Annotated in this window: 23 protein-coding genes; 6 read left to right on the top strand and 17 right to left on the bottom strand. The window is 70.7% G+C overall.

The genetic code is table 11. The features are described from left to right. Nucleotides 1-39: 39 nt before the first annotated feature. The 5 genes from C8D93_RS13545 to C8D93_RS13525 form a co-directional block, all read right to left on the bottom strand. Nucleotides 40-2,439 (bottom strand): serine/threonine-protein kinase, encoded by a 2,400-nt coding sequence (locus tag C8D93_RS13545; RefSeq protein WP_110265731.1) that lies wholly within the window; start codon nucleotides 2,437-2,439, stop codon nucleotides 40-42. A gap of 71 nt (nucleotides 2,440-2,510) precedes the next feature. After that, nucleotides 2,511-3,911, bottom strand: a complete 1,401-nt coding sequence (rsmB, locus tag C8D93_RS13540) for a 16S rRNA (cytosine(967)-C(5))-methyltransferase RsmB (protein WP_245903909.1) — start codon at nucleotides 3,909-3,911, stop codon at nucleotides 2,511-2,513. Nucleotides 3,912-4,279: 368 nt separating this feature from the next. After that, nucleotides 4,280-5,551, bottom strand: coding sequence for a c-type cytochrome (locus tag C8D93_RS13535; protein ID WP_110265729.1), 1,272 nt, complete (start codon nucleotides 5,549-5,551; stop codon nucleotides 4,280-4,282). Further along, the gene (locus C8D93_RS13530; RefSeq protein WP_110265728.1) at nucleotides 5,548-6,240 is read right to left on the bottom strand and encodes a c-type cytochrome; all 693 of its coding nucleotides are present in this window, start codon (nucleotides 6,238-6,240) and stop codon (nucleotides 5,548-5,550) included. The genes C8D93_RS13535 and C8D93_RS13530 overlap by 4 nt, the downstream gene beginning before the upstream one ends. Next, the gene (locus C8D93_RS13525; protein ID WP_110265727.1) at nucleotides 6,237-6,464 is read right to left on the bottom strand and encodes a DUF2970 domain-containing protein; all 228 of its coding nucleotides are present in this window, start codon (nucleotides 6,462-6,464) and stop codon (nucleotides 6,237-6,239) included. The genes C8D93_RS13530 and C8D93_RS13525 overlap by 4 nt, the downstream gene beginning before the upstream one ends. A gap of 121 nt (nucleotides 6,465-6,585) precedes the next feature. On the opposite strand from C8D93_RS13525, the gene C8D93_RS13520 reads away from it, so the two are divergent. Continuing rightward, nucleotides 6,586-7,995, top strand: a complete 1,410-nt coding sequence (locus C8D93_RS13520) for an aminotransferase-like domain-containing protein (protein ID WP_110265726.1) — start codon at nucleotides 6,586-6,588, stop codon at nucleotides 7,993-7,995. A 9-nt stretch (nucleotides 7,996-8,004) separates the two neighbouring features. On the opposite strand, the gene C8D93_RS13515 is transcribed toward C8D93_RS13520, so the two are convergent. The 7 genes from C8D93_RS13515 to C8D93_RS13485 are packed head-to-tail and all read right to left on the bottom strand — an operon-like array spanning nucleotide 8,005 to nucleotide 13,791. Then, on the bottom strand, nucleotides 8,005-9,276 hold the full coding sequence (locus tag C8D93_RS13515) for an MSMEG_0569 family flavin-dependent oxidoreductase (RefSeq protein WP_110265725.1): 1,272 nt from the start codon (nucleotides 9,274-9,276) through the stop codon (nucleotides 8,005-8,007). 9 nt (nucleotides 9,277-9,285) lie between these two features. Next, complete coding sequence (locus tag C8D93_RS13510) at nucleotides 9,286-9,573, bottom strand: MSMEG_0570 family nitrogen starvation response protein (RefSeq protein ID WP_110265724.1); 288 nt, start codon at nucleotides 9,571-9,573, stop codon at nucleotides 9,286-9,288. Continuing rightward, nucleotides 9,566-10,555 carry a sll0787 family AIR synthase-like protein gene (locus C8D93_RS13505; RefSeq protein ID WP_110265723.1) on the bottom strand — a complete coding sequence of 330 codons (990 nt, stop codon included), beginning with the start codon at nucleotides 10,553-10,555 and terminating at the stop codon, nucleotides 9,566-9,568. Before C8D93_RS13505 ends, C8D93_RS13510 begins: the two co-directional genes overlap by 8 nt. Then, on the bottom strand, nucleotides 10,552-11,133 hold the full coding sequence (locus C8D93_RS13500; RefSeq protein WP_110265804.1) for an MSMEG_0567/Sll0786 family nitrogen starvation N-acetyltransferase: 582 nt from the start codon (nucleotides 11,131-11,133) through the stop codon (nucleotides 10,552-10,554). Before C8D93_RS13500 ends, C8D93_RS13505 begins: the two co-directional genes overlap by 4 nt. Then, nucleotides 11,123-12,268 carry an MSMEG_0568 family radical SAM protein gene (locus tag C8D93_RS13495; RefSeq protein WP_211307343.1) on the bottom strand — a complete coding sequence of 382 codons (1,146 nt, stop codon included), beginning with the start codon at nucleotides 12,266-12,268 and terminating at the stop codon, nucleotides 11,123-11,125. The genes C8D93_RS13500 and C8D93_RS13495 overlap by 11 nt, the downstream gene beginning before the upstream one ends. A gap of 1 nt (nucleotide 12,269) precedes the next feature. Continuing rightward, nucleotides 12,270-13,295, bottom strand: a complete 1,026-nt coding sequence (locus C8D93_RS13490; RefSeq protein ID WP_110265722.1) for a Nit6803 family nitrilase — start codon at nucleotides 13,293-13,295, stop codon at nucleotides 12,270-12,272. Nucleotides 13,296-13,308: 13 nt separating this feature from the next. Further along, entirely contained in the window at nucleotides 13,309-13,791 is a 483-nt protein-coding gene (locus C8D93_RS13485) for an MSMEG_0572/Sll0783 family nitrogen starvation response protein (RefSeq protein ID WP_110265721.1), read from the bottom strand. 384 nt (nucleotides 13,792-14,175) lie between these two features. On the opposite strand from C8D93_RS13485, the gene C8D93_RS13480 reads away from it, so the two are divergent. Both C8D93_RS13480 and C8D93_RS13475 read left to right on the top strand, forming a co-directional pair. After that, nucleotides 14,176-15,576, top strand: coding sequence for an aminotransferase-like domain-containing protein (locus C8D93_RS13480; RefSeq protein WP_110265720.1), 1,401 nt, complete (start codon nucleotides 14,176-14,178; stop codon nucleotides 15,574-15,576). Nucleotides 15,577-15,699: 123 nt separating this feature from the next. After that, the gene (locus C8D93_RS13475) at nucleotides 15,700-17,547 is read left to right on the top strand and encodes a CocE/NonD family hydrolase (RefSeq protein ID WP_110265719.1); all 1,848 of its coding nucleotides are present in this window, start codon (nucleotides 15,700-15,702) and stop codon (nucleotides 17,545-17,547) included. A gap of 5 nt (nucleotides 17,548-17,552) precedes the next feature. Here C8D93_RS13475 and C8D93_RS13470 read toward each other — a convergent pair whose 3' ends face one another. Both C8D93_RS13470 and C8D93_RS13465 read right to left on the bottom strand, forming a co-directional pair. Next, the gene (locus C8D93_RS13470) at nucleotides 17,553-19,199 is read right to left on the bottom strand and encodes a sensor histidine kinase (RefSeq protein WP_110265718.1); all 1,647 of its coding nucleotides are present in this window, start codon (nucleotides 19,197-19,199) and stop codon (nucleotides 17,553-17,555) included. A 232-nt stretch (nucleotides 19,200-19,431) separates the two neighbouring features. Continuing rightward, nucleotides 19,432-20,115 carry a response regulator transcription factor gene (locus C8D93_RS13465; RefSeq protein WP_110265717.1) on the bottom strand — a complete coding sequence of 228 codons (684 nt, stop codon included), beginning with the start codon at nucleotides 20,113-20,115 and terminating at the stop codon, nucleotides 19,432-19,434. 219 nt (nucleotides 20,116-20,334) lie between these two features. Between C8D93_RS13465 and xrtT the strand changes: the two genes are divergently transcribed. The 3 genes from xrtT to C8D93_RS13450 all read left to right on the top strand — a co-directional run bounded on the left by xrtT (nucleotide 20,335) and on the right by C8D93_RS13450 (nucleotide 25,052). Next, nucleotides 20,335-21,873 (top strand): exosortase T, encoded by a 1,539-nt coding sequence (gene xrtT, locus C8D93_RS13460; RefSeq protein ID WP_170124026.1) that lies wholly within the window; start codon nucleotides 20,335-20,337, stop codon nucleotides 21,871-21,873. A 12-nt stretch (nucleotides 21,874-21,885) separates the two neighbouring features. Next, nucleotides 21,886-23,991: a VIT and vWA domain-containing protein gene (locus C8D93_RS13455; protein ID WP_110265715.1), complete on the top strand. Its 2,106-nt coding sequence runs from the start codon at nucleotides 21,886-21,888 to the stop codon at nucleotides 23,989-23,991. 89 nt (nucleotides 23,992-24,080) lie between these two features. Further along, complete coding sequence (locus C8D93_RS13450; RefSeq protein ID WP_110265714.1) at nucleotides 24,081-25,052, top strand: SH3 domain-containing protein; 972 nt, start codon at nucleotides 24,081-24,083, stop codon at nucleotides 25,050-25,052. Here C8D93_RS13450 and C8D93_RS13445 read toward each other — a convergent pair. From C8D93_RS13445 to def, 3 genes are all read right to left on the bottom strand, one after another. After that, entirely contained in the window at nucleotides 25,013-25,231 is a 219-nt protein-coding gene (locus tag C8D93_RS13445) for an oxidoreductase-like domain-containing protein (RefSeq protein WP_110265713.1), read from the bottom strand. The genes C8D93_RS13450 and C8D93_RS13445 overlap by 40 nt on opposite strands. Continuing rightward, nucleotides 25,228-26,142 carry a methionyl-tRNA formyltransferase gene (gene fmt, locus C8D93_RS13440; RefSeq protein WP_110265712.1) on the bottom strand — a complete coding sequence of 305 codons (915 nt, stop codon included), beginning with the start codon at nucleotides 26,140-26,142 and terminating at the stop codon, nucleotides 25,228-25,230. Before fmt ends, C8D93_RS13445 begins: the two co-directional genes overlap by 4 nt. Nucleotides 26,143-26,224: 82 nt before the next feature. Continuing rightward, nucleotides 26,225-26,731: a peptide deformylase gene (def, locus tag C8D93_RS13435; RefSeq protein WP_110265711.1), complete on the bottom strand. Its 507-nt coding sequence runs from the start codon at nucleotides 26,729-26,731 to the stop codon at nucleotides 26,225-26,227. Between the last annotated feature and the right edge of the window lie 31 nt (nucleotides 26,732-26,762).

The raw sequence follows: 26,762 nt of genomic DNA, 5'->3' as shown, positions 1-26,762 counted from the left end.
TGCGACGAGGCGCCGCACGCTGCGCCGCATCGCCTCCGGTCAGGACGGCGTACCGGTCCACTGCTGCCGCAGCGCCTCGACCTGCGGCAGGTACGGGGCGCCGCCGGCGCCCAGTTCGCGCAGGCGCGATTCCGCACGGTCCACATGGCGCAGGGCCTCGCCGGCGTCACCGCGCGCTTTCGCGAGCCGCGCGCGCGACAGGTCGAGCATCGCCGTCAGCACATGCGTCTCCCCATAGGTCGACAGCAGCACCGGTGACAGCGTATCGAGTTCGGTCGCGGCCGCATCGGTCTGGCCGCTGGCACTGAGCGCGTCGGCGACGCCCAGGCGCGCGGACACGGTGAGCACGCTGGCGGCGCCGGCGTACTCGGCACCGAGCGCAGCGGCTTCGCGCAGCAGCGGCAGGCCTTCATCGGCGCGGCCAAGCTGGGTCAGGGTCTTGCCGAGGTTGTTGATCAGCGCCGCGAGCGCCGCGGAGGGCGGGTACAGCTCGCGCCGCAGGGCCAGTGCGCGCTCGAACAGCGGCACGGCCGCCTGCGGTCGCTGGCTGCGCATCTCTGCGGCGGCCCAGTTGTTCAGGGTATTCAGCGCATCGGCGCTGCGGCCGAGGCCGAGTGCGGCCCAGATCCGGCTGGCCTGTTCGAAGCGCACGATCGCGTCGTCGAAGCGGCCGACCTGGTAGTAGGCGATGCCGAGATTGTTGACCAGCTTGCCGGTTTCGCGGTGGTTCTCGCCGGACAGGGCAATGCGCTCCGGCAGCGTCTGCTCAAGCGTGCGCAAGGCCTGTTCCGGATTGCCGTCGATGCGCTCGAGCTGCGACTCCAACAGGCGGCTCATCGCCAGTTCCTCGCGATAGGCCTGGGGCCTCGCGTTCCAGAAGGACTGGGCCGCCGCGAGCATCTCCGCGGCCTCGGACTGCTGGTCGTTGCGGAACTCGATCTGCGCGAGATCATGCTGCGCCATCGCCCGCTGTTCCGCGGGGACCGCACTGCCTTCGCGCAGCAGCCGTTCGAGCAGCGGCCGCGCGCCGGTGTAGTCGTCGAGCGAGAAGTACAGCTCGGCGAGCGCGATGACGATGTCGGCGTACGCGCCGGGATCGCCCGCGAACTCGTCGTGCACGCGGGCGGCTGCCTGGTCGAGCACGCTCTTGGCCGTGATCGACGTCCCGTCCGGCTGGTCGCCGGCGCTGCGGAACATGAGCATCAGGTATTGCCGCACGGCATCGGCACGCTCGGCTTCGCGGCGTGCCAGATCGCGCTCGATGCGCGCCTCGCGGGCCTGCCATAGCACGCCGGCCAGGCCGACCAGCAGCGCGGCGAAGACCGCCGCGCCGGCCGCGAACCACCAGCGGTGGCGCCGGATGGTGCGCCCCAGCAGGTACGGCAGCGTGCCGTCGCGGGCCGCGACCGGCCGGTTGTCGAGCCAGGCGCGCAGGTCGGCGGCCAGTGCCTCGACGCTGGCGTAGCGTTGCTCGGGGCGCGCGCGCAAGGCCTTGAGCACGATGCTGTCGAGATCGCCGCGCAGGCGGCGGGCGAGCGTTGCATCGGTCCGGCTGCTCGGCAGCGGCGGCTCGCCTTCCGTCAGCCGTTCGATGGTCTGCACCAGTGCGGCGCCGCGCATGTCCCACAGGCGGCGGCCGGTCAGCAGTTCGTGCAGGATCACGCCGAGCGCGTAGACGTCGGTGGCGGCCGAGACCGGCTCGCCGCGCAACTGTTCCGGGGCGCAGTAGTCCGGCGAGGCGCGGATCACCTGGGTGACGTCGCCGGTCGTCGTCGCGTCGAGCGGTTTCGCGATGCCGAAGTCGAGCAGCTTCACGCGGCCATCCGCGGTCACGAGGATGTTGCCGGGCTTGAGGTCGCGGTGGACGACCAGATGCCGGTGCGCGTGGCTGACCGCGGCACAGACCTGCAGGAACAGTCCGATGCGCGAGCGCAGGGGCAGCGGCCGGGCATGGGTGGTCAGCGGCGTGCCCTCGACGAACTCCATGACCGCAAACGGCACGCCCGCGTGCTCGCCACCGTCGAGCAGGTGGGCGATGCCCGGGTGTTCGAGACGACCGAGAATGCGGCGCTCCTCGGCGAAGCGCTGCCGGGCCTCGGGCGAATCGAAGCGGTGCAGGAGCTTGAGTGCGGCACGCTGGCTGAAGTCGCGGTGCACGCGCTCGGCTGCATAGACCTCGCCCATGCCGCCGCGCCCCAGCAGCGCGCCCACGCGCCAGTCGCCGACCACGCTGCCGGGCGCGAGCCGCGCGGCGGTGTCGGCTGGCGATTCGAGAAAATCGCTGCTCGCCTGAGCCGCCTGCAACAGCTTCTCGACCTCGGCGCGCAGCGCCGGATCCGTGCAGGCACGGTCGAGAAAGGCGCCGCGTTCTTCGGCATCGAGATCGATCGCGTCGTCGAAAAGCTGCTCGATGCGCGACCAGCGCTCAGCGTCGTCCATGTCTGCGGCGGCGTCTCGGTCAGGGGCTGGACCGCAACCATGCGATGCCGGCGCGGCACCGCGCAAGCGGATCAGGCCTTCTTCTCGAACACTGCGTAGTAGAAGCCGTCGTGGGCGCCGCCCGGTGCGATGCGTCGACCGTAGTCCGTCTTCTCACCCCAGGTTGCAGCGACCGGGACCACACGCAGGTCCTCGCCGAGCAGGCGGAAGCGTCCGGCGATCTCGTCGCCTTCGTCGCGCAGGATCGAGCAGGTGGCGTAGACCAGCCGCCCGCCCGGCTTGAGCAGCGGCCACAGTGCCTTGAGCAGCCTGAGCTGGGTCTGCTGCAGCGTCGCGATATCGCCCGGCCGGCGCAGCCACTTGATGTCCGGATGCCGGCGGATCACGCCGGTGCCGGAGCACGGTGCGTCGACGAGAATGCGGTCGTAGGGCTTGCGGTCGTGCCAGCGCGCCGGTTCGCAGGCATCGCCCGCGAGCACGTTGGCCTGCAGCTTGAGGCGTCGCAGGTTTTCGTCGACGCGGATCAGGCGCGCGCCGTCGGCGTCGAGCGCGGTCACGGTGACGTCCGCGCGTTCGAGCATGTGCGCCGTCTTGCCGCCCGGTGCGGCGCAGGCGTCGAGCACGCGCTGGCCCGGCTTGAGATCGAGCAGGTCGACGGCGAGCTGGGCCGAGGCGTCCTGCACCGACACCTGTCCGCTGACGAAGCCGGGAATCTTCTCGACCGGTCGCGGCTCGGCCAGCGTGACCGCATCGGCCGCATGCGGATGCGCCTCGGCCGCGATGTTCATCTCGGCGAGGCGCTTGAGGTACTCGTCGCGCGACAGCCGGCGGCGGTTGACGCGCAGCGTCAGCGGCCCCTGCACGTTGTTCGCGGCGAGGACGCTCTCCCACTGCTGCGGCCAGTCGCGCTGCAGCGTCTCGACCATCCACGCCGGGTGCGAGTAGCGGATCGTCGCGTCCTTCGGCAGGCGCTGCTCGAGCACGCCGGCTTCGCGCGAGTAGCGGCGCAGCACGGCATTGACCAAGCCATGAAGCTGCGGTTGCTTGAGGATTTCGACGGCGTCGACGGTCTCGTGGATCGCCGCGTGCGCCGGCGTGCGCAGCGTGCGCATCTGGTGGATGCCGACGAGCAGCAGCGCGGCGACATCGTCGTCAGCGGCCAGCGGCTTGTCGAGCAACTGCACCGTCAGCCATTGCAATGCGGACAGCTCGCGCAGCACGCCGTACGACAGTGTGCGCACCATGGCCGCATCCGATGCCATGCGCAGGCGCGATGCCGGTTCGAGCGCGTCGTCGAGCGAGCGGCCGCGCAGCACGCGGCTGATCGTGCGCGCGGCGACCGCGCGCACGTTGGCCAGCGGCCGATGGTTGCCGCGCTGCGGCGCGTCGTGGCCGGCCCGATGGCCGGTCGACAGGCTGTGCGACGCGGCGCTGCCGGCGCCGACGCGCGACGGTCGGTGCTGGACCGACACCGGCTTGCTGCCGCCGGGCCGGCCGGCGCCGCCAGGTCGCGGGGCGCCGGACCGGGTGTCGCCGGCTCTCGGATGGTCCGATCGCGCGCCACTGCCGCTACGCGCGCCGCCATCGGGCTTCGGCCCGCGGTAGGGCCCCTTGGCGGCGCCGTTCCGGCTGGAACCGCCGGCGCGAGCCGGCGCGCCCGCGGCGGGTGTGCGCGGACCGTTGCCGGGGCGACCGTTGCGCGGCGGTGTCTTGCCGGACGGGCTGCCGGGCGATCGGCCGGCGGGGTGGCCGGACGGGCGGGACGGAGGGCGGTTCTTCATGGGGCGCGCATCATCGCAGGCACAAGGGCCGCGCGATAGGGGCGCCCGATCGCCCCGTGCTACCAGAGCGGTCCGGTGCGCTGGCGCCGCACGTCGTAGTCGCGGACCACGGCGGCCGCGCTGTCCCGGCGCAGCCAGTTGAGGATGTCGGCGATCTGCTGGTCGTCGAGTTCGGCGCTGAACGGCGGCATGCCGAAGGGCTCCGGCACCGCGTGCGTGCCCGGCGCGAAGCCGCCGTAGAGGATGGCGCGGATCGGGTTGACCGCGCTGTCCATCGTCAGCGCGCGGTTGCCGGCGAGCGCCGGGGCCGCCGGGGACCGACCTTCGGCGCGCCGGCCGTGACAGTCGGCGCAGTGGTCCCGGTAGAGGACGCCGCCGCGCTCGCGGCTGGCGGCGATCGTCGCATCGGTTGCCGGAGCCGGTGGCGACGGCGCCGGGTCGCGGGCCGGCAGGGCCTGCAGATACGTCACCATCGCGTCGAGGTCCTCGGCCTCGAGGTGCTGCAGGCTGTCGTGCACGACCTCGGCCATCGGGCCCAGGGTCGATGCGCCGTTGGCCTGGCCGTCGCGCAGCAGGGCCACGGCCTGCTCGTGCGTCCAGTCGTGGAGGCCGGCCTCGCGGGCGACGTCGAGTGCGGGTGCATACCAGTCGAGCACGATGCCGCCGGCGGGGTGCTCGCGCGAGCGGATGGCGCCGAGCGCATTGCGGGCCTCGTGGCAGGCCCCGCAATGGCCGAGACCCTGCACGAGGTAGGCGCCACGATTCCATTGCGCGCCGCGATCCGCGTCCGCGGCGTAGACGCCGGGCGTGAAGAACAATGCGCGCCAGCCGGCGAGCATCCAGCGCTGGTCGTAGGGAAAGCGCAGCGCATGCCCGCGGTTCTCGCGGCGTTCCGCGGGCAGGCTGCGCAGGTAGGCGAACATCGCATCCGCATCGCGGCGCGTGAGCTTCGTGTAATGCGTGTACGGGAACACCGGGTAGAGCGGTTCGCCGCCGTCGCCGCGACCTTCATGCAGGGCCCGCCAGAAATCGTCGGCGTCCCAGCGACCGATGCCGGTGTCGTCGTCGGGCGTGATGTTGGGCGCGTAGAAGGTGCCGAACGGTGTCGGGATGGCGCGTCCGCCGGCATACGCAACGCCAGCGCGTGCGGTGTGGCAGCCGCGGCAGTTGGCGGCGAGCGCGAGATAGGCGCCGCGGGCGACGGGGTCGGCGATGTCCGCAGCGATCTGCGGGGCGTCGCCGTTGTCGCCCGTCGGCCGGTCGCCGAACAGCACCGCCGCCGTTCCCAGCAGCGCGAACAGCAGGGCCGCGGCGACGCGACTGCGCGTCATCGCGTCGGCTCCAGGCTGCCGCAGTGGAGCGTGCCGTGCACCTCGCCGGCGGGCGCGTGCGCGTCGCGCGGCAGCGGCTGCGCGGCGAGCCACGCGGATATGGCCTCGATGTCGCCGGCGTCGAGCTGCCGCGCGATCGTCGCCATGCAGTCGGGCTCGCGTGCCTTGCGTGTGCCGCTGCGCCAGGCGCCGAGCTGCGCGGCGAGGTAGTCCTGCGGCAGTCCGAGGAGCCCGGGGACCGCCGGCTGCAGCCCGGTCAGCGCGGCGCCGTGACAATCCGTACAGGCCGGCAGTCTGCGTCCGGGATCGCCGTCGCGCACGAGCGCCGCACCGCGCGCGAGGACGGCGGGCGATGCCTGTGGCACCGGCGGCGCCGGGTACGGCAGGTCGAGGGTCGCGAAGTAGGTCGCCATCCGCATCAGATAGGCCGGCGTCTGCCGGTCGAGCAGGTAGGCCATCTGCGCGTGCTGACGGCGACCGCTGCGAAAGTGCAGGAGCTGTGCGTACAGATAACCGGCCGGCTTGCCCGCGATCCGCGGGAAGTAGCCGTCGGGCGTCGCGCGCCCGCGGTCGCCGTGGCAGGTCTCGCAGGCCCGCATGCGCTGGGCCATGGTGTCGAGTTCTGCCCGGGCAGGGGCGCAGGCCGCGGTCAGCACGACCGCGGCGAGCAGTCGCAGTGCTGCCTTCATCCGCCGGCCGTGGTGGCGACGAGGATGCGCACGGCCAGTGCCAGCGTCGCCACGAAGGCCAGCGTCAGGCCGCCGGCAACGGCCACGAACAGCGCCGGAGACCCGTGCGAGAAATCGCGCTGGCGCGCCCGCGAGCTCTGCACGCCGAAGAAGGCGGACAGCACGCTGCCGATGGTCGTCAGCACGCCGACGCGTGCCTCGCGTCTCTCGCTGTCGTGGGTCATGGTCGTTACTCCTGCGGTGCGGCGGCTGCGATCATAGGGACGGGCGCGGCACGGCAACAGGCACAGATGCGCCCGGGATCCGCCGTAACAGTTGCCGCACTGCCGGGACCGATCGCGACGCATGAACCTCTACGAACGACTGGCCGACGACATTGCGCAGGGCATCGCCGACGGCGTGCTGCGTGCCGGCGAGCGGCTGCCGTCGGTGCGCGAGCTGCGCCGTCGCCGCGGGGTCAGCGCGGCCACGGTGATGCAGGGCTATGCGCTGCTGGAGCGTCGCGGCCTGGTCGAGGCGCGTCCGCGCTCCGGATACTTCGTCGCAACCGCGGCGGCACCGGCGGTCGCGGGCGACGCGGGTCCGGCCGCAGCCGCGGACGTCGCGGTTTCGGATCTGGTCTTCGCCATCCTCGGGGCCACGCGCGAACGTCGGCTGCTGCCGTTCGGCTCGGCGTTTCCGAGTCCCCTGCTGTTTCCGCTGGAACGTCTCGCGAATTCGCTGGCACGCAGTGCGCGCCGGCTCGATCCGTGGGCCTCGGTGGCGGACCTGCCACCGGGCAGCGCGGCGCTGCGCCGGGAGATCGCCCGGCGCCTGCTCGCCAGCGGCGTGACCGTGGCGCCGGACGATCTGCTGATCACCAACGGCGCGATGGAAGCGCTGAGCCTGAGCCTGCAGGGGGTGACCTCGCCGGGGGATGTGGTCGCGATCGAATCGCCGACCTTCTATGCACCGCTGCAGGCCATCGAGCGGCTGGGCCTGCGCGCGGTGGAAGTGCGCACCGATCCGTCGAGCGGCATCGATGCCGATTCGCTGCGTGCGGTGCTCGACGCGCAGCCGGTGCGGGCCTGCTGGTTCATGGGCAACTTCCACAATCCGACGGGTGCGACGGTGCCGGAAGCCCGGCGGCGCGAGGTCGTGCGGCTGCTGGCCGAGCGCGGCATCCCGTTGATCGAGGATGACGTCTATGCGGAGCTGTACTTCGGCCGGCGTCCGCTGCGCCCGTTCAAGAGCTTCGACACCCTGGGCGAGGTGCTGTACTGCGGCAGTTTCTCCAAGTGTCTCGCGCCGGGCTTTCGCATCGGCTGGGTTGCGGCCGGGCGCCACGCCGAGCGCGTGGTCCGGCTCAAGGCGATGAGTTCGCTGGCGACGAGCGTGCCGTCGCAGGAGGCGCTGGCCGACTACCTGCAGCGCGGCGGGTTCGAAGCGCATCTGCGGCGTCTGCGTCGCGCGCTGCGTGCGCAGCGGGACGAGATGCTGCAGGCCATCACCGCGCACTTTCCGGCGGGCACGCGGGCCACACGCGCCGACGGCGGCTACTTCACCTGGGTCGAGCTGCCCGGACGGGTCGACGCACTGGCGCTGCATCGTCGCGCCACGGCAGAAGGTATCGGCCTGTCGCCGGGGCCGATGTTCTCGCCGCGTGGCGGCTACCGGCACTGTATCCGCCTGAACTACGGTCACCCTTGGGACGATGCGCTGCGTACGGGCATCGCGAGGCTCGGGGCCCTGGCGCGTGCGCTCGCCGAAGCCTGATCGCCGGCCTTACGCGGCCCTCGCGTGGCAGCTCTCGTCGGTGCGCCGGATCGCATCGAGCAGATACTGCGCGTCCTTGCCGACGTCGGCGAGACGGCCCGATCCCCAGGTGTTCTGCCAGGACAGGCCGAGGAAGTACGCGCCGGGCACCGGCGTGACGCCGCGGTGGTGTATCGGATGGCCGCGGCCATTGAAGACCGGCAGGTCGATGAAGCCGTAGTCCGGGGTGAAGCCGATGGCCCAGACGATGCTGCCGATGCCGGCATCGACGAAGTCGAGTTCCGTGACTTCGTGCGACGGCGACCACGGCGGCTGGTAGGGCGGCTCGATCGGGGCGTCGATGCCGGCCTCGGCGATGTACTGGTCGACCAGCGCGCGGATGTTGTTGTAGGACCTGTCGGCTTCGTCGAGATTGCGCGCCAGATCCGGCGCGAACTGCAGCTTCGTGTCGTCGACACCCCTGAACGAACCGTAGAGCTTCATGCCCTCGAGCGCGCGCCGGCGCAGGTCGATCTCGCGACCGCCGTCGCGGCCGGTCAGGTAATGGTTGGTCTTCTCGCGCACGGTGGCCTTCTGCGGATGACGCTCGTACGGGATGTCGTAGTAGCCGGATTCCGTGAGCCAGTCGGTGACTTCGCGGCCGCGGTAGACACGCGGCGAGCGCGGTGCGCCGCCGACGCACAGGTGTACCTGCCGGCCGGCGAGATGAATGTCCTCGGCGATCTGGCAGCCGGACTGTCCGCTGCCGACCACCAGGGTTGCGCCCGGCGGCAATGACTGCGGGTTGCGGTAGTTCGACGAATGCAGCTGCAGGATCTGCTGCGGCAGCCGCTCGGCAGCGCGCGGGATCACCGGGCGACTGTAGACGCCGTTCGCGATCACCACCTGGCCGGCGATCCAGTTGCCGTCCGTCGTCGTCAGCAGGAAGCGGCCGTCCGCGGTGCGCTCGATGCGCACCACGTTGACGCCTTCGCGCAGCGGCGGGTCGAAATGGGCGACGTAGGCGTCGAGGTACTGCACGATCTCGTCGCGCAGCATGAAGCCGTGCGGATCGGGGCCGGCATAGTGGAAGCCCGGCAACCGGCACTGCCAGTTCGGCGTCACCAGGCAGAACGAGTCCCAGCGCGCGGTGCGCCATTCACTGAAGCAGCGATCGCGTTCGAAGACGACGTGGTCGATGCCGGCCTGCTTCAGATGCCAGCTCATCGACAGGCCGGCCTGTCCGCCGCCGACGATGGCGACGGCGGTGACGCGGGGTTCGGGGGACGTTGGCGCGTTCATGTGAGGTGCTCAGCTATCGAAGGATTCGACGACCACATCCGCGGCGGGATGGTTGCGGTACTGCGTGGCGCGCTGCTCGATCGCGCGAATCTGCGCGAGTGCCTGCCCGCAGCCGAAACCGTACTTCTCGGCGACGCGCGTGCTCGCGTGTTCGAGTGCCGCGCGGCTGCGGGCGACGAACTCATCCAGCGGATAGCGTCTGCCGGTTTCGAAGGCGTCGCGGATGGTGCTCGACGGCGAGTAGCAGGCGGTCACGCTGTCGTCCGGCCAGCGGACGCGGAAGGTCATCTCAGGCATGGGCCTCCTCGGCGATTCGGACCGGGTCCGGCGCGCAGCCGATGACGCTGTCGCGGCGGAAATCCCAGGCCGGGGCGTGCTGCCCGTCGCGGGCCAGGCGTAGCTGCCGCGTGTCGTCGCAACGGCCGACCGTGGCGCAAGCGATGTCGCGGCCGCGAAAGCGTTCGAGGACCGCGTCGGCATGCCGCGGGGGCACCGCGAGGATGAAGCCGTAGCTGGGGAATGCGGACAGCAGCCAGCGCTGCGGATCGGTGTCCGCGGGGCAAGGCACCGCGTCGATCTCCAGCGTGGCGCCGACACCGGAGCATTCGAGCAGCATCATCAAGGTGCCGATCAGTCCGGCCTGGCTGATGTCCTTTGCGGCTTTGCACAGGCCATCGCCGGCAATGCGCGGCAGCAGTTCCAGATCGCCGCGCAGCCGCTCTGGCGGGGCGCCGTCGGTGCAGTTCCAGTGGGGAAACGGTTCGCGATAACGGCCGCGCAGGTCGATGGCGACGATCAGCACGTCCCCCGGCTGCGCGTCGAAGCTGCTCAACAACGTGGTGGCGCGGCCCAGGATCGACACGGCGAGCTGTTCGCCCCGGCTGCGCGCGTTGCTGTGCCCGCCCACGACCGGCACCCCGTAAGTGCGCGCTGCCGCAGCGATGCCGGCGAGCAGCGGCTGCAGCGCCTCGTCGCTGCGCCCCCAGATCGCATCGACGACGGCGATCGGGCGTCCGCCCATCGCGTAGATGTCGGAGACGTTGACCATCACGCCGCACCAGCCCGCGAACCACGGATCGCGCTCGACGAAGGTCTGGATGAAGCCCTCGATCGCGAGCAGCTGCCAGCCGTCGCCGTCCGGGATGGCCGCGCAGTCGTCGCCGACCGGCACCGGCGCATGCGCGCCGAGTTCGAGCGTGCGCATGACGCCGGCGATATCGCGCTTGGCGGCGAGGCCGCGGCTGTCGTGCAGGGCGGCGATCAGGGCCTGCAGGTTCATGCGGCGCGCCTCGCCACGAAACCGGCGGTGCCCGTGCACGGCGGATACTTCGCAAGCTCGGCCTGCATGCGGTGATGCGGCCGGCCCTGCAGCTCGGTCTCCTCGAGCGTCTGCCAGTGCAGGCGGCGGAACAGCGGCACGTTCTGCGACTGTACCTGCGCGGTGAACTGCCGGGCTCCGCGCGCATGGGCGATACCGACGGCGAGCCGGATCAGTTCGCTGCCGAGCCACGCGACACGGCGGTAGTCGGGATGCACCGCGAGCCGCGAGCCCTGCCACTGGCCCGGCGCGGACTCGAGGATGCGCACCGTGCCGACGACCTGTTCGGGCATGCCGGAAACGCAGGCGACCGCGACCAGCAGCGTCGCCTCGCGATCCAGCGCGTCGCGATCGTCACGTTCGAACAGGCCCTGCTCCGTGCAGAACACCGCCCGTCGCAGGCGCATCGCCTCGCGGCGTTCCCAGCGTTCGCTTGCCGGCTTGACGAGGTACTCGCTGGGGACGAACGCGACGGCGCGTGCGACCGCGCAGGCCGGCACCCAGTCCGTGGTCGCAGTCGTGTCCGGCTCAGATCGCATGCGCACGCACCGCCGGGGCGTCCTGCTCGTAGGCGGCCAGGGAAGAGCAGGCGCCGCATTTGCCGCAGCCGGCCTTGATGTCCGCCGACTTCAGTCCGCCTTCGACCAGCATGCGGCCCAGCGGCGCGAGCAGCGCGCGCATCGCGGCGGCGCTGGGCGACGGCTGATATTCCAGCGGCGTGCCGCCCACCGGCACGAACGGGACCACGAAGGGATAGACGCCGATGCGGATCAGCGTTTCGCACATCGCGAGGATCGCCGCGTCCGTGTCGCCGAGCCCGGCGAGGATGTAGGTGCTGACCTGACCGCGGCCGAAGACATGGACCGCGCTCTCGAATGCGCGCAGGTATTCGTCGATGCCGACACTGGCCTTGCCCGGCATGATGCGGTGACGCACGTCCGGGGTCACCGCTTCGAGATGCATGCCGAGACTGTCGACGCCCGATGCCTTCAGTCGCGCGAACCATGCGGGGTCGTCGGGCGGCTCGCACTGGGCCTGGATCGGCAGGTCCACGGCGGCCTTCACCGCGAACGCGCTTTCGCAGAGGATCGCGGCGCCACGATCGGTGAAGTTCGGCGTGCCGGTGGTCATCACCATGTGCTTCACGCCGTCGAGGAGCACGGCCGCACGGGCGACTTCGGCAAGATGTTCCGGGGTCTTGCGGTTGATCGTGCGGCCTTCCTTGAGTGACTCGCCGATCGCGCAGAACTGGCAGGAGGTGCTGCGCCGGCCGTAGCGGATGCAGGTCTGCAGCACGGTTGTCGCCAGCACGTCGGCGCCGTGCAGCTGCGCGATCTTCGAGTACGGGATGCCGTCGAAGGTCTGCATCCTGTAGAAGCGCGGCTGACGTGGAAACTCCAGCTTCGCGACGGCCAGGCCGTTGCGCTCCAGCACGCTGACGCCGTGTGCGTCCGGCGTCCGTGCGAGAAACGGCGAGGCCTTCGCCGCGTTGCTGTGCACCGGCACCATGACCGTACGCCCGGCCAGCGTGACGGCCTTGTGGTCGGTCGGTCCGGCGCCGCCCCTGCGTGCCGCGGCGCCGGCCTGCGGGTCTTCCAGGCGCAGCCCCAGCGCCTGCACTTCGGTGATCAGGTGCTGGCCGAGTTGTGCCAGTGGCAGGGCGGTGTCGTCCATGTCATTTCCCCATCAGGGTGGTGATGGCCTGCATGTAGGCGGCTTCGACCGCATCCGGGCGCGTGGACGGCGCGGGTGGCGTCGCCGACGGGGCGTCGGTGCGTGTCAGCGGCGTCGCGGCGCGCGCGTCGAGCTGCAGACTCAGCAGCTCCGGCCGCGCGTAGTGGCCGACCGCATCCATCATCCGCTTGCGTTTGTCGATCAGGGCGAAGTCGAGGTCCGCGACCACCATGCCCTCGCCGTCGCGCAGCGGTTCGGCCAGATGCTTGCCTTCCGGCGAGATGATCGCGGTGTAGCAGCCGCCGTTGAATGCCTTTTCCAGTTCCGGCGATGGCGCCTGCGCCCGGCGCTGTTCCGGCGTCAGCCAGGCGGTGGCATTGACGACGAAGCAGCCGGACTCGAGGGCGTGATGGCGCATCGTCACTTCCATCTGTTCGGCGAAGACCGGACCGACCAGGGAGCCGGGAAACTGCGAGCAGTGAATCTGCTCGTGCTGCGCCATCAGCGCGTAGCGGGCCAGCGGGTTGTAGTGCTCCCAGCATGCGAGCGCGCCGACGGTGCCGGCGGCGGTTTCGACCGTGCGCAGACCGGAGCCGTCGCCCATGCCCCACACCATGCGTTCGTGGTAGGTCGGCGTGATCTTGCGACGCTTGAGCGCGAGCGTGCCGTCGGCGTCGAACACGAGCTGGGTGTTGTACAGCGTGCCGTGATCGCGCTCGTTCACGCCGAGCACGACGACCATGCCGGCCGTGCGCGCCGCGTCGGCAACCGCGTCGGTCACCGGTCCGGGCACCGTCGGTGCGTGCTCGTAGAGCTTCAGATGTGCCGGTCCCATCGTCACCGCAGGGGTCACGAACGAGAAGTACGGGTAGTACGGCACCACCGTCTCGGGGAAGACGATCAGCTGCACGCCCTGCGCCGCGGCGTCCTCGATGGCCGCGAGCACTTTGTCGACGGTGCCCGAGGCCGAATCCAGCTCGGGATTGAGCTGGACGGCCGCGGCGCGGACGGTTTTCTTCGCGCTCATGCTGCGAACCCGGCTACACGGTCCACGTGTGGATCATGAAGGCGTTGTCGTTGCGGTGAAGCAGGATCAGATCCAGCACGTCCAGCGGATTGATCGGGCGGATGCCGGGCACCAGCGAGTGCTCGCCGTGGCCGTAGAGCATCTGCAGGGCGAAGCGGCAGCAGTAGACCTTGCCGCCCTCGGACATGAAGGCTTCGAGCTGCTTGGCGAAGTTCTGTGCGCCCGGGAACGCCTCGTCGCCGATCGTCGGAAAACCGCGCTGGATGCCCAGGGTGACGCCCGGACCGTAGAGCAGGATCGAGGTTTCGAAGCCCTTGCGCATGAGGCGCTTGGCCTGAAGGATGTTCACGAGGCCGATCGAGCCTTCGAACGCCACCGTATGAAAGGTCACCAGCGCCTTTTCGCCGGGTTTGGCCTTCACGTCCTCGAAGACTTTCTCTTCGTAGTCGACGAAGAAATCGCCCTTCTTGGTGGCCGGGGTGCTGACTGCGGGCATGGCTGCGCTCCTTGGGATGTTCGGTGATGCGGCGGACCGTCCCGCCGACCCCGTGGAGGGCGCAATCGATGTGCCAATTGTTTCGCCGGATTCGAGGTGATGATCCGATCAATGCGAGACATTCCGGAATGCTCAGAAGATTTTTCTGCCGGCGCAGCCGGGCGTCCGGCGGGGGCTTTCGCCGTCGCCGCGAAACACTGCGAAACACCCTGTTTTCAAAGAAATCTGGGCGCACCTGCAGCAGGCGATCGTGCCTCCGGGCGGTGCATGTGCTGCGCCGATTGCGTGCAGCAAAGCGGCGATTTGTTTCGTTCGGATATGCGATCAATGCGGAACGATTCTTGCGATCAACGGGGCACCCCTGTCCTTTCCGCATGTCCCGACATGTCCAACGAAACCAGCCGCTGGGCCGCGGCGATCCGCAACAGCAGCAAACCGGCCTATGTCGCCCTTGCCGATGCGCTCGCCGCGGATATCCAGTCCGGCCAGCTCGCCGCGCTGCAGCGGCTGCCGACGCTGCGCTCGCTCGCAGGGGCGCTCGATCTCAATTTCAGTACCGTTGCGCGCGGCTATGCCGAGGCGCAACGTCGCGGCCTGATCGACAGCCGCGCCGGCAGCGGCAGCTTCGTGCGCGAGACGCTGAGCAGCGGGCCGGTACGGCGCTCGCCGCCGGCGGGCATCATCGACATGACGATGAACATGCCGCCCGAGCCGCGCGACCCGGCCTTGTTGCAGCGTCTGCGCGACGGCTTCGCCAGCCTCGCCGCCGACGGCGATCCGTGGTCGATGCTGCGCTACCAGGAATTCGGCGGCATGCCCGAGGACCGCGAGGCCGGGGCGCGCTGGCTGTCCCGGCATGTGCCGGGAGTCGACGGTTCGCGGGTGCTGGTCTGTCCCGGTGCCCAGGGGGCCTTGCTGGCCTTGTTCGCCCTGCTCGCGCGGCCCGGCGACAGCATCGCCTGCGAGGCCGTGACCTATCCGGGTATCAAGGGCCTGGCGGCGCAGCTGGGCATCCGTCTCGCCGGTCTGCCGGCGGATGATGCGGGCATCGATCCGGAGGCCTTCGGCGCGCTCTGCGCGGCCGACTTGCCGAAGGCGCTGTACCTGAACCCGACACTGAACAACCCGACGACGGCGGTGATGTCGCCCGAACGTCGCGAGGCCGTGGCCGAGATCGCGCGGCGCTACAACGTGCCGATCATCGAGGACGATCCCTACGCCTGCCTGCCGCAGCAGCGGTCGGTCGCGCTGGCGGCGCTGGCGCCGGAGCTGACCTTCCATGTCACCGGTTTCTCCAAGTGCCTCGGTGCGGGCATGCGTATCGGCTACGTCTCGCTGCCCAGCGCACGCTATGCGGCGCGACTGTCGGCGATCATGCGCACGACGACGGTGATGGCTCCGCCGCCGCTGGTCCGTCTGGCCACGCGCTGGATCGACGACGGCACCGTGCGCGCGATGACGCTGGCGATCCGCGAGGAGTCGCGTGCGCGCCAGCGCATCGCCGTGCAGGTGCTGCGTCGCGCCGACTACTTCACGAAGCCGGAAGCCTTCCATCTGTGGCTTGCGGTCCCGGCGCCGTGGACGCGCATCGAGTTCGCGACGCACCTGCGCGCGCACGGGGTCGGTGTTGTCGTGTCCGACACCTTCACCGTCAGCGGCGCCGCGCCGGAAGCGGTGCGCGTCTGCCTCGGCGGCCCGGCGGACCGCGACGGGTGCCGGCATACGCTGGAGATCATCGAGGACGCGATCGAGCAGGCGCCCGCCGTGATGTCGCGCGTGATGTGAGCCCGTGGGGCGCTGCGGCCAATCCGTCGCGGCGCGGACGCTGGCAGGATGCCGGCCATGATGCGCAAGCGGTCCGGTGCACTGCCGGTGCCGTGAGCGCGGTGCGAAGAAGGGGAGAGTCCTATGAATGCGAAGATCCTGCGGCTGTGGGCCGCGACGATGGTGCTCGGGCTGGCCGCCTGCGGAGACGGCAGCGACGCGCCGGCACCGGTCGGCGACGGCGGCGGCGCCAAGTGGTTCACCTACGAGCGCGCGGAGGCGTATCCGGGCGTCGCCCAGATCTCCGGCCTGAAGATCACGATGGCGGACGGCATCGAGCTGTCGGCCAGCGTGGCGTTGCCGGCCGACGCCAGCGGCAACACGGTCGAACAGCCGTTCCCGGTCATCCTCACGCAGACCGGCTACAACAAGAGCGTGCCGGCGATCCCGGCGTCGAACGACTACCTGGTCAAGCGCGGCTACGCGCACCTGTCGGTGGACGTGCGCGGCACCGGGCTGTCGCAGGGGCAGTGGGAGGCTTTCGGCGAGACCGAGCAGGCCGACTATCTGGCGGTGATCGACTGGGCGTCGAAGCAGACCTGGAGCAACGGCACCGTCGGCACCTGGGGCGCATCGTTCATGGCGATCACCCAGCTCTACACGGCGGCGCACCAGCACCCGGCGCACAAGGCCGTGTTCGCCATCGTGCCGATGGCCGACGGCTACCGCGACATCGTCTTCACCGGCGGGCAGACCAACATCGGCTTCATTCCGCTGTGGATGGGCTTGGTCACCGCGCTCGGCGTGCTGCCGGTGGAGCCCGATCCGGCGGCGCCGGTGACGATCCTCGAACACCTGACCAGCGCGCTGCTGAATTTCCAGGTGCCGGTGATCGCCCAGTCGGCGATCGGTGTCGGCGGCTACAACTACGACGGCCCGTTCTGGCGCACGCGCTCGCCGATCGAGCAGGCCGACCGTATCCGCATCCCGACCTTCATCGTCGGCGGTCTCAACGACATCTTCCAGCGCGGCGAGCCGCTGCTCTACGAGGCGATCTCGCGCAACACGACCACGAAGCTGCTGATCGGGCCGTGGCAGCACCTCGACGGCTCCCAGGGCGCCGGTCTGCCGGCCAACGACGTGCCGGACCTCGACCGCATCGCGCTGATGTGGTTCGACCAGTATCTCCGGGGCATGGACGTGGGCGCGGCCGCAGTGCCGAACGTCACGCAGTACTACTACGGCGCCGAGCGCTACGCGACGACCACCGGCTGGCCGCATCCGCAGGCACGCGCGGAACGCTGGTATCTGCGCGGCGACCGCAGCCTCAGCCGCGAGGCACCGGGAACCGACGAAGCAGGCAATGTGGTGCTGCAGCAGCCGCTCAACGGCATCTGCTCGACCAGCACCTCGCAATGGACCGCCGGCATCCTCGGCCTGGTGCCGCTGCCGTGCTTCGACAGCAACAACCTCAACGAGAATCCGCTGTTCGAGGTCGCCTTCACCACCGACGCGATGGCCGAGGACTACGTGGTCAACGGGCCGATCCAGGCCGACCTACACATCTCGACGACCGCGCTCGATGCCGGCGTGCTCGTGCGCGTCACCGAGGTCTCTCCGGACGGCACCTCGCGCGAGCTGACCAACGGCATCCTCACGGCGTCGCTGCGCCAGGTCGATGCGGCGCGCTCGCGCTACCTCGACGGTCAGATGATCCAGCCCTGGCATCCGTTCACCGAAGCCTCGCGCGAGGATGTCGGCATGAACACCGTGGTGCACCTGCCGGTCGAGGTGTTTCCGTCGAGCTTCGTGATCAAGGAAGGCTATCGGCTGCGCGTCACCGTCGGCGCCAGCGATTTCCCGCATGGCCTGCCGCCGCTCGTCGATCTGGTCGACCAGCTGGTCGGTGCCATGACCGTGTACAGCGACGCGGCGCACCCGTCGAGCATCGTCGTGCCGGCGGTGCCGCTGAGCGCGCTGCCGCAGGACTGAGCTTTTTATTCCGCGCGCGGCAGCCGCAGGCGCCAGTGGGCGCCGCGCGCACTGTCGAGCAGCTCGATGCCGCCGCCGTGCGCGGCGAGCAGTGCACGGATGATCGCGAGGCCCAGGCCGGTGTTGCCGCCGTCGCGCGCGGTGGTGAAGAAGGGTTCGAAGATGCGTGCGCGGTTCGCTGGTGAGATGCCGTTGCCGTCGTCGGACACGTCGAGCTCGACGTCGTCCGCGGTGTCGCGCCATGCCAAGCGCGCGCGGGCGCCAGCGCCCGCGTGCTGCCGGACGTTGTCGAGCAGGCTGCCGAGCATCGAATCGAGCAGTTCGGCGGCGACCGTGACGTGCAAGGGCGCGCCGCCGTCGATCTCGACCGACAGGCCGCTTTCGCGGTGGCGTGCGGTGACCGCAGCAGCCACGATGGCGAGGTCTGCACTGCCGCCGCTCACCGGCTGCATGTCGGCGCGGGCCAGCTCGAGCAGGCGCTGCACGAGCCGTTCGAGCCGCGTCGCATCGGCAGCCAGAATGCCGAGGAACCGCGCGCGCTCGTCGACGGACATACCCTCGCCATGGTCGCGCAGCAGTTCGACCGACCCCTGGATCGCGGTCAGCGGCGTCTTGAACTCGTGCGAGACGTGCGCGGCGAAGTCGCGGATGTAGCGCGCCCGTGCTTCGAGAGTCTGTGCCATGCCGGCCACCGTCTCCGACAGCTCGGCGATCTCGCGCGTGCCCGGGCGCTTCAGCGGCACCACCGCGTTCTGCTCGCCGCGTGCGGCGCGGCGCGCCTGCTCGATCAGACGTTTCACCGGCCCGGTGATCGTCACCGACATCAGCAGCGTCAGCGTGATGACGACGAGCAGCAGGCCGATGCCGGCGCGCAGCAGCGGCTTGCGCTTACCGTAGATGGCCTGCCGGATGTTGGCCGGCGTACGCACCAGCAGCACGGCACCGATCACGCGACCGTCGCGCTCGATCGGTTCGGTGACGTAGACACGGATGCGCGTGCCGCGCGAGATCGAATCCAGCGGCGGTGGGGGTGCTTCCGCGCCGCGCCAGCGCATCGCGCTCACAGCTTCGCCGGTCAGCGCGCGCCGCACCTCGTCCTGCGCCGCGAGCGACAGGCCGATGTCGTCGGCGCGCTCGTCGCCGGTCGAGGCGACGATCAGGCCGCCGGCATCGACGATGCGCATGCCGGCCAGTGTCGTCTGCTGCGCGGCACGCAGCATCGGCGTGAGCTCGCGGCCGATCGTGCGCGCAATGCGGTCCGGTTTGCGCGTGGTCGGTTGCGGATCGGCCGGGGCCGGCAGCACCGGATCGGTGGCGAGGTCGAGATCGGCCCAGCGCGGTCGCCAGCGACCCTCCGGATCGCTCGGCGGCGGCGGGGCGATCGCCGGCGTGCCGTAGTCTCCCGGCACGCGCTTCTGGCGCGCGAGCGCCGCAAGGTACGCCGCCTCGATGAACGCGGCCTGCGCGATCAGCTCGGATTCGGTCTGGCGGATCAGGGCACTCTCGTACAGCCGCAGCCAGGTGATGCCGCCGAGCGGCAGCGCGAGAATCACCAGATTCACCAGCAGCAGCACCGTGCGCAGGCGCAGCCGGCGAGCGCCCGCACAGGGATGTGCGGGCAGGGGTCGGGAAGAGGCCGGTGGTTGCGCCATGGACCGCTACGACGACGCCTGTGACAAGCGGCTTCTCATACGCACGGCCCGAGCTTGTAGCCGACGCCATGCACGGTTTCGATCGGGTGAGCCGGAGCAAGGTGAATGTCCGGTGGACATTCACCCCGGCGAACGCCCGCACAGGGATGTGCGGGCAGGGGGTGGTGGACGCGATGCTGCCGCGCCAGGGATGGCGGCGACGCCCAGGCCGGTGCGGCGCGGGATGCGAGGCTCATGTGCAGGGTCCAAGCTTGTAGCCGACGCCATGGACGGTTTCGATCGGATCTGCTCCTACCTCGTCGAGCTTGGCCCGTACGCGGCGCAGGTGGCTGTCGATCGTGCGGTCGGACACGATCCTGTGCAGCGCATAGGCCTCGTTCATCAGGTGGTCGCGCGTGCACACGCGGCCGGGCCGGGTGATCAGGGTGCGCAGGATGCCGAATTCGGTCAGCGTCAGCACCAGCTCGCGTTCGTCCCACCAGGCCTTGTACTGCTCCGGGTCCAGGCGCAGGCGGCCATGCTGCAGCAGCGCCGGTGCCGCGTCGGCGGCCGGACGGCGCAGCCGCGCGCGCACGCGCGCCACCAGTTCGCGTGGCGAGAACGGCTTGGCCATGTAGTCGTCGCCGCCCAGTTCGAGTCCGAGGATGCGGTCGATCTCGTCGTCCTTCGAGCTCAGGAAGATGATCGGTACGCCGGCGTTGCGCGGGTCGGCGCGCAGCCGTCGGCAGACCTCGGTGCCGTCGAGCTCCGGCATGAGGATGTCGAGCACGACGAGATCCGGCCGTTCCGCAACGAAGCGCGCGAGGGCCTGTTCGCCGTCGGCCGCGGTCGTCGTCGCATAGCCGGCCTTGGCGAGCGCGAAGCAGACGACCTCGCGGATGTTGGCGTCGTCGTCGACGACCAGGATCTTCGTCATCGGAATCGGTCCGGGGAACGGATCGCAGCTTAGCAGCGCCCTGTCGCGTCGCCGCCAGTCTGCACACCATCTGCACGAAGTTCCGCTGAAGCTGCACATCGTCGCGTCGGCGCCTGCACGGCCGGCACACAGACTGCCCGCCATCGAAGACAGCGGAGCGGATCGATGGTGGCGGCGATGCGAGCGAGGGTGGGGGTCGACCGGATCGGACCGGCGCCGGTGTTGCTAGTCGCGGCCCTGCTGCTTGCCATCGAACCGGCGGGGTGGCTGCTGCGCAGCTGGCGCGACGCCGCCTACAACCCGCAGGGGCTGTGGGTCGGTCTGGCAGTCGCCGCGCTGTTCCTGTGGTCGTGGGCCAGCGAGCAGCAGCCGGGATCTGCGCAGAACCGCCGCTATGCCTTCGCGCTGCTGGCCGTCAGCGCCCTGGTACGGCTGGTCGGCCAGGTGTTGCGCGTCAACGTGATCGGTGCGCTGACGCTGGCACTCGACGTGTACGCGCTGGCGACGCTGGCCGGACTGCGGACGCGCGAGCGCGCCGTGTCGCCGTTCTGGCTGTCGCTGCTGTTCGCGTTCTCGCTGCCGCTGGAGCGCGTCGTGCAGCGCCTGGCCGGCTACGGCCTGCAGCAACTGTCGGCATCCGGAGCGTGCGAACTGCTCGGCTGGTTCACCGATGGACTGCTGTGCGTCGGCACCCGCCTGCTGCTGGACGGGCAGGACCTGCTCGTCGATCTGCCGTGCTCCGGGGCCCGCGGACTGATGCTGGTGCTGACGCTGTACGCCGGCCTGTGTGCGCTGCGACGTCCGCGGCCGGCTCAGGCGCTGATCGGCCTGCTGTTCACGCTGGCCGGGGCCTGGCTGTCGAACACGCTGCGCATCGTCGCGCTCGCCGTCGGTCTGGTGCAGGCGCCGCAGCTCGATCTGATGAACGGGCCGGCACACGAAGCGTTGGGGCTGTGTGCCCTGCTGCTGGCGGCAGTGCCGGTCCTGCTGTGGGCGCGACGTATCACCCCGTTCTCTTCGCCGGCGAGGGAACGCGTCCTTGCCGGTGCCGGTGCCGGTGCCGCGCGTGGCGATCGCGAGCCTCGGTCCGCCCCGCTCGACCCGGACGCCGCCGCGCCGGCGATCGGTAGCGCGAACCCGGCACCGGCGCGCGCACGGCCCTGGGCCTGGCTGCTGCTCGGTTTCGCCATCGTCGCCGTGTCGGCGCCGGCGCGACCGGTCGACGTCGTGCGCGACACGCCGCCGCCGCAGGCACCCGTCGTGCTCGGCGCCTACGCGGCGCAGCCGCAAGCCCTCGATGCGGTCGAGCGCGAGTATTTCGCGCGCTATGGCGGCGGTGCCGCGAAAGCCTCTTACGGTCCGTTCGGTCTGCTGCTGGTGTCCACGCGTGCGCCGCTGCGGCATCTGCATGCGCCGGACGAGTGCCTGCGCGGCAGCGGCTATCGCGTCGACTACCTCGGCCTCGAACACGCCGGCCTGCCGAGCGCGCTCTACCGCGCCACCGATGCGGGCGGTCGTAGCTGGCGCGTTGCCGTGTCCTACGTGTCAGACCGTGGCGAGCATGCCGCCAGCGTTGGCGAGGCCGTGTGGCGCTGGCTGCGCGCGCCGGAGGCGACGTGGACGATGGTCCAGCGCATCGCGCCGTGGCCCGGCGCCGAAGACCCCGAACGTCGCGACTGGGAGAGCGCCCTGCTGCGCGCGCTCGACCTGCCGTCGGCGCCCGTCCATCTCGTTCACCGCGTACCTGACGCAATCTAGGGAGTCCGAGTCATGCGCAACCGTTTGCTGTTTTTCGTCAGTTTCGTCCTCGCCCTGTTCCTGGTGCCGGCTTTCGCGGCGCGTGCCGAGGCGCCGCGGCTGGCCGGCACGATCGAGGCCGATATCGATGGCCGCGTGGTGCGCCTGCCGCTGCTGAAGACCGATATCGAAGTGGACATCGCCGGCGATCTGGCTTCGGTGGGCATCGTGCAGACCTTTGCCAATCCGGCGCAGCAGGCGATGCACGCGACGTACCTGTTTCCGCTGAACCACGACGCCGCCGTTCACGAGATGTGGATGGAGGTCGGCGCCGAACGCATCCGCGCGCAGATCCAGGAGGTGCAGCAGGCCGAGCGCACGTTCGAGCGCGCGAAGTCGGAAGGTCGCGCCGCCGCGTTGCTCAAGCAGCACCGGCCGAACATGTTCACGCAGCAGATCGCGAACCTGATGCCGGGCCTGCCGGTCCGCGTGACGCTGCGCTACGTGCAGACCGTGCCGAAGGTCGACGGCGACTACGAACTGGTGCTGCCGCTGGTCGTCGGTCCGCGCTTCCAGCCGCCGGGCGCCGATCGGCCGCCGGCACCGGTGGACGAGCCGGCTGCGGTTCGCGAAGGGACGTGGGCGCTGGCGGCGTTGCCGGACTACGCGCCGGTGTTCGGCCTCGACCTGCCGCCCACCATCGACGATGCGCGCGTCGGCTTGCGCATCCGCATCGACGGCGGCTTGCCGGTGCAGCGCGTCGAGAGCCGCACGCACGCGATCGCGACGCAGGCCGAGACCGCGACACGCTGGACGGTCGGCCTGCGGCACGGCCGCACGATCGACAACCGCGATTTCGTATTGCGTTACCGCCTCGCCGGCGCGGCGACGAACGCCGGGCTGCTGGTGCAGGCCGACGAGACGGGGGGCTATTTCTCGCTGCTGATCGAGCCGCCGGCGGCGCCGGCCGATGCGGACGTCACGCCGCGCGAAATGGTGTTCCTGCTCGACTGCTCCGGCTCCATGCACGGTCTGCCGATGGACGCCAGCAAGGCCTTCATGCGCGAGGCGCTGCGCAAGCTGCGGCCGACCGACAGCTTCCGCATCATCCGCTTCAGCGACGACGCCACCGAGTTCAGCGAGGCGCCGTTGCCGGCGAGCGCCGACAACATCCGCCGCGGCCTGGCCTACACCGACCGCCTGCGCGGCGAAGGCGGCACGATGATGGCGCGCGGCATCCGCCAGGCGCTGGAAGTCCCGGCGCCGGCCGGCAGCCTGCGCATCGTCACCTTTCTCACCGACGGCTACATCGGCAACGAGGCCGAGATCCTGCGCCTAGTCGGGGAGTTGCGCGGCGGCGCGCGCCTGTACGCCTTCGGTGTCGGCACCGGCGTCAACCGGCATCTGCTCGACGAGCTCGGACGCACCGGCCGCGGCTTCAGCCGCTACATGGACCCGACCGAGGACGTGGAGCGCGTCGCCGCCGAACTCAGCGAGCGCCTGCAGTCGCCGGTGCTGACCGACATCGCCATCGACTGGAACGGCTTGCCGGTCACCGACATCGTGCCGGAGACGATACCGGACCTGTTCGCCGGGCAGTCGTTGCGCATCCAGGGGCGCTACACACAGCCCGGGTCCGGCCGGATTCGCGTGCACGGCCGGTCGCGCGGGCGTGCGGGGACCTTGATGCTGCCGGTCGAACTGCCTGCGCGCACCGCGAAGGATGCGCCGGTGGCGCGTCTGTGGGCGCGGGCCGCCATCCGCGACGCCATGACGCGGATGACGCTGCCGCCGATGTACTTCCAAGCGCGCGGCGAGCCGGTGCCGGACTTCGAGACGCTCAAGAACGAAGTCACCGATCTGGGATTGCAGTTTTCGCTGGTCACGCGCTGGACCGCTTTCGTCGCGGTGTCCGAACAGATCTACAACGCGGCGCCGCAGGACACCGTCGACGCTGCGGTGCCGCTGCCGCCGGTCGCGGGCGTCACGCCCCGCGCCTACGGTTCGACCGCGAACAGCTTCGTCGGCGCGGCCGGGCCCGAGGCTTCGGTCTGGGGCGGCATGCTGGCATTGCTGCTGGCGGCCGGCCTGCTGCGGCGCCGGCGGGGCGCGGTTTGCGCGGCCGCCCCCCCTGTTTAGGGGTGAAGTGCATTTACCAGCGCCCGGTTTCTGGCGTGCGCCCCCTGGTCGCGCTTACCATGGTGATGGTTGTGGGGTCCGGGGGGACCATGTTGAAGCACCTTGCCAGCGGCGCGCTGCTTGCGGCGGCTGTGGCGGGATCGTCGGCCTCGGCCGAGGTGTCCGCATTCGCGGACGGACTCGGCGCGTTCCTCGACGATGTCCGTCACGGCGAACTGCGCACGCCGCAACGCTATACCACTCAGCTGCCGCTGATCACGAGCCGCGACAAGCGGCGCGCCGTCGCGCCCGAGCTCGACGTCGTGGCCGGCCGGCTCGACGCCCGCACCTGCCTCTACCAATTGAGGCTCGGCCTCGAATGGTCGGGCAAGGCGCTCGACGAGGACGATGCGGCCGTCGGCGGACGCACGCTGATCCAGCAGGCGCCCTGCGCCACGCTCGTCAACGAGGTCGTCGCCGTGGCGATCTACGAGATCTCCACGCTCGAACGCCGGCTGCACCAAGGCGGGCGTTTCGCGATGAACCGCGAGCGCGACAAGATCATCGCGGCGGCGCGCCGCATGCCCGACTCCGACGTGCCGGTGCAGGCGGTCCTGACTGCCGTGACCATCGACGGGCGCGTGAACCTGCGCATGGCGCCGTCGCTCAAGGCGCCGGTCATGGCCAAGCTGGCGCCGGCCTCGGTGATCCAGGTCGCGCCGACCGCGAGCGGCGACTGGTTCGCGCTTCACGGCCAGCCGGGCTTCGTCCACGCGAGCGCACTGCAGTCGGTCGAGCATGCCGATGAAGCGGGCACGCCGGCACCAGTCACGGTGGCGGCGGCGTCGTTCATCCAGGCCACCGTCGGCAGCGCGCACCTCGCAGTCCGTGAGCGGCCGTCGATCAACGGCCGTGTCGTGGCGCGGCTCAAGCCGGGGACCGCCGTGCAGCTGGTCGAGACGGCGGAGCAGGGCTGGTTCGAGCTGGCCCAGGGCGACGGTTTCGTGCACGAATCGGGACTCGTGCAGGCCCTCAAGGCGGCCTACCGCGGCGGTTCGGGCGGCGGCGTCCGCCTGCCCTGAGGTTCGCCTTCGGCGCGCCGCCCGCGGGCGCGGACGATCGCGTCGACCTCCGCCTGCCAGCGCGCCATCGCCTCGGTGTAGTCGTCCAGCACGCACTGCGCGCAGCCGCCGAAGCAGCAGTCCGGCCGTTCCGGCGGCGGCGGTAGGCCCGGCTCGTTCTCCATCCTTTCGCCGTTCATGCGAAGCGGCGCCCGCCGAGTCGCCGCGCGGCCATCGCCTCCTGGGCCGTCACCACACGCCCGCCCGGCCACTGCAGGCGCGTGATCTCGAGGCTGCCGCTGCCGCAGGCGACGCGCAGGTCGTCCGCGGCGACGATCGTGCCCGGCGGCAGGTCGACGGCCGGCGCCGGCCGCGCCGCGAGGATGCGGACGCGCTCGCCGTCGAGTTCGCTCCAGGCCACCGGAACCGGATTGAACGCGCGAACGCGCCGCGCAAGCCCTGCGGCGTCGGACGCCCAGGCGACGCGCGCTTCTTCCTTGCTGAGCTTGGACGCATAGGTCGCCCCTGCGGCAGGCTGCGCCTGTTCGCGCAGCGTGCCCGCCTCGAGCGCAGCCAGCGCTTCCACGATCAGTCGCGCGCCCAGCGGCGCGAGGCGGTCATGCAGAACGGCCGCTGTGGTGTCTTCGTCGATCGGCACCGCCTCGCGCAGCAGCATCGGCCCGGTGTCGAGGCCGGCGTCCATGCGCATGATGGTGATGCCGGTTTCGGTGTCGCCGGCCTCGATGGCCCGCTGGATGGGGGCGGCGCCGCGCCAGCGCGGCAGCAGCGAGGCGTGGATGTTGAGGCAGCCGCGAGGCGGGATGTCGAGCACTGCCTGCGGCAGGATCAGGCCGTAGGCCACGACCACCATGATCTCGGGCGCGAGCAGGCGCAGCTCGGCCTGCGCTTCTGCGCGCAGCTTTTCCGGCTTGTACAGCGGCAGCCCCAGCGCCGCGGCCCGTTGCGCAACCGGCGATGGCATGAGCTTGCGTCCGCGGCCGGCAGGGCGATCCGGCTGGGTGAAGACGCCGACGATCTCGTGCCCGGCGCCGTGCAGGGCGTCGAGCGCCGAGACGGAGAACTCCGGCGTGCCGGCGAAGACGAGCCGCATGAGGGCAGCCTTCAGCGGCCGGCTGCCAGGTCCCGGCAGCGCCGCTTCGGGTCTGGAATCCGGAAAGGAAGAACCGCTCGTCTCACGCCGCGTTCCGCTGCTTGGCCAGCTTCTTGAGCAGGCGCTCGCGCTTGATGCTCGACAGCCGGTCGATGTAGAGCTTGCCGTCCAGGTGGTCGATCTCGTGCTGGATCGCCTGTGCCAGCAGGCCTTCGGCTTCGACCTCCCACGGCTGGCCGTGACGGTCGAGGGCGCGCATCTTCAGGCGCGCGTAGCGTTCGACCTTCTCGCCGACGCCGGGCACCGACAGGCAGCCCTCTTCCATGATCTCGGCCTGCTGCGGTTCGCTGATCTCGGGATTGATCATGACCATCGGCGCCGGCTGGCCCTTGTCCTCGGCACAGTCCATCACCGCCACGCGCAGCGGCACGCCGACCTGGGTCGCGGCAAGACCCACTCCGGGCGCCGCGTACATGGTCTCGAACATGTCGTCGATCAGCTTCTGCAGGGCCTCGTCGAAGTCGCGCACCGGCCGCGCCTTCTGGCGCAAGCGGGGGTCGGGGTGATGCAGAATCGTGAGCAAAGCCATCGTGGCAAACCGACTGCGTGTAGAAATGACC

This window comes from Sinimarinibacterium flocculans, from assembly GCF_003201205.1.
Classification (GTDB): Bacteria; Pseudomonadota; Gammaproteobacteria; order Nevskiales; family Nevskiaceae; genus Solimonas; species Solimonas flocculans.
The sequence above is the reverse complement of the archived record's forward strand: the minus strand, read 5'-3'. Positions and strand labels throughout refer to the sequence as shown.